Source organism: Lactobacillus acetotolerans DSM 20749 = JCM 3825, from assembly GCF_001436775.1.
Lineage (GTDB): Bacteria > Bacillota > Bacilli > Lactobacillales > Lactobacillaceae > Lactobacillus > Lactobacillus acetotolerans.
Genome location: NZ_AYZC01000074.1, coordinates 1 through 2,829, shown reverse-complemented (window position 1 = coordinate 2,829; position 2,829 = coordinate 1). Strand labels below are relative to the sequence as shown.

Genomic DNA, 2,829 nt, shown 5'->3' with positions numbered 1-2,829 from the left:
TCATATAAAAAGACCTCCTGGATTAGACTCTTCGTCTAGTTCAGGGGGTTAACTTCAAAAGCTTCCCATGAGGGAAGCTTTTTTCATACAATTTATTTATTTTCGAGCTAATACAATTCGCTCATAAAGTTTAACAGTTAAAACATAATAGAAGAAATACAGAATAATAAAAATGGTAAATGGAATCCAAAGTCCAGCATAAGGATGAGGGAGTAGTAGTTTAAACATCCTTAATCCAAACAAAACATCAACTATTCCAAGAATTCCAGGAAGTACAAACAAAGTACCAATTTCACTAGAAATTGAATGCCGCAAAACTTTTTCACGGGCACCAATCTTATAGAGCATTTGATAGCGCATCTTATCACTAGCTGCCCCACTTAAGACCTTAAACATCAAAGTTGAAGCTAACATAGTCAAGAAAGCGAGTCCTAAGAAGAAGCCCATGAATTCAAAACCACTGGTTAGACCTAACATGGTTTGATAAGCAAGTGGTTTAGTTCCAGAAAGTGTATCTGTTAAACTTGGATTTTCCTGCATTTGCTTTTTTTCAATTTTAAGTAAAACAGGATAATCTTTATCAAAATTATTCACACTTAAAAAAGTAACAAATTTCGATTGTCCTTTAATATTTTTAGCTTCTTTTGTAGGAAGTAAATGGATCTTCTTAGGGATCCCATTTGGCACTAATTCTCCAAAAGAACTATTGGCATGAGTACCTGGATTGCTTATTTGACCAGTATTCAAAGTTTCATTTTTGTAAGTAGGAAGGTTATTCTTTAGTTCAAAGCGAACATTTTTAACAGGATTCTTTTTGAACTCAGCTTTATCAAAGTAAAGATCATGACTGGTTTCTTTATAATGATATGTATGCTTAGTCTTAATTGATAGTTTATCCACATTTTTTTGAACGTTAGAAGAATTACTTACTACTTCAGCATCATAATAAATGCTACCTTTTACCTGATCTTTTATAGTATTAAAGTTTAGACCAACGGTAATGGCTCCCAAAGCCAAAGCAAAGAGAAGTGAAATAACGGTTAAGATTCTCGTATAATCACGTAAGCGAAATTTTAATTGACCTAATGTGAAAATACGAATGCCATGATAGGCAAAGCCCTTATTTTTCAACAATACGTCAATGATCGCCGTAAAGAAGGCATCAAAGGTAAAGTACGAACCTAAAACAATCGTGACCAAGGCTACCGGAATAACAATAAAGACATTCTTCCAGCCCATAACATAGTAGCCAGCTGCCAATAACAAAATACCAAGAACAGCTTCAACACTACGCCAAACAGGATGATTGCTAATCTTAATTGGCTTTTGACTTTCATGTAAAAGGTCAATCACCTTACTATGCACAAGTTTATGAACATTTCTAAGTGCTGCAAGGAAGAAAATAAGTATAAAGAAAACTAATGTCCATGTAATCGCATTAGGCAGAATCACTTGAAAATGCGTAATCGCTAAACCAAGATTATGGATTAATAACTTGGCCACTAATGCGGTCAAACCAAAACCAATGATAATTCCTAAAATAGTTGCTAAGACACCAGTAATCAAGGTTTCACAGAAGATTAATAATCCAATTCGTGAACTTTTAGCACCCAGCATCATAAACATGCCATAATCGTGTTGCCGCATACTAAGCAAGAACGAATTAGCATAGATTAAATAAACTAAGGTAATGATTGCAAGAAGTACAATTCCAAAGCCAAAAATAAAACTAAGGTAACTAGAAGGCGCATTGACGTCTTTACTCATAAATGAAGGATTAATTGCCAAGCTTAAAAACATGTAAAAAATCATGCTAGCTACAACTAATCCAGAAAATAGAACTCTGTAGTCTTTAAGCCGGCTCTTAATTCCGGTAAAAGATAATTTCCAAATCATGTTTTTCTCCTATTCTTCAGTACCCAAATGTTCAATCAAAGTATGGTAGAACTCCGTTCGAGTTTTATCATTCTTTTTGACTTGTTCACCAATTTTCCCATCCTTAATGAAAAGGATTCTGTTAGCAAAACTTGCAGAAAATGGATCGTGGGTAACCATCAAAGTGGTAACACCATCGTTTTTATTTAAGTCTTCCATCGTATCTAGTAGTTCACGAGCACTCTTAGAATCTAATGCACCTGTCGGTTCATCTGCCAACAAAATTGCTGGCTCATGCACAAGTGCACGCGCAGAAGCTACCCTCTGTTTTTGCCCACCAGATATTTCTGCAGGATATTTATCCAAAATTTCTTTAATACCTAATCTAGTAGCAATCTTATCCACAAGTGGATCAACCCGATTAGAAGAAATTCCCCGCAAAGTGAGGGGCAAGGCAATATTTTCCCTATCAGTTAAATTCTCCAACAAGTTAAAATCTTGAAAGATAAAACCAATTTGTTTACTCCGAAAATCGGCCATCTGATTGGCATTTAAGGTACTAATATCGTCATTATTAATAAAAACATGACCAGTAGTTGGTGTATCCAAGGTTGATAAAATATTTAAAAGGGTCGTTTTACCAGAACCAGATGCACCCATAATGGCTACAAATTCTCCGGAATCCACTGAGAAGTTAATTCCTTTGAGGGCCTGATAGCGTTTTTCACCTTTCTTACCATATGTTTTTGTGACTTGGTCTACATTAAGAATCTTAGTCATATCTTTTCCTCTTTCCGTAATTTTCATTCTTCTGTATTAACTAATTAATACACTAATATTACTCTATTTTTTTGTCAATTATTTTTATGAAAAAAAGACAAATCTTCCCATATCTTAACAATGTCATTAAGTTAAGACATTGACGAAAGTTTAGCTTTATGAACCGAATCATTT

General features: G+C 34.4%; 2 protein-coding genes. Both read right to left on the bottom strand.

Annotated features, from left to right (window positions below):
- Positions 1–96 precede the first annotated feature (96 nt).
- Positions 97–1,896 carry an FtsX-like permease family protein gene (locus FC77_RS07460; protein WP_056971002.1) on the bottom strand — a complete coding sequence of 600 codons (1,800 nt, stop codon included), beginning with the start codon at positions 1,894–1,896 and terminating at the stop codon, positions 97–99.
- Between the two features lie 9 nt (positions 1,897–1,905).
- Positions 1,906–2,655: an ABC transporter ATP-binding protein gene (locus FC77_RS07455; RefSeq protein WP_054682315.1), complete on the bottom strand. Its 750-nt coding sequence runs from the start codon at positions 2,653–2,655 to the stop codon at positions 1,906–1,908.
- Positions 2,656–2,829: the final 174 nt, after the last annotated feature.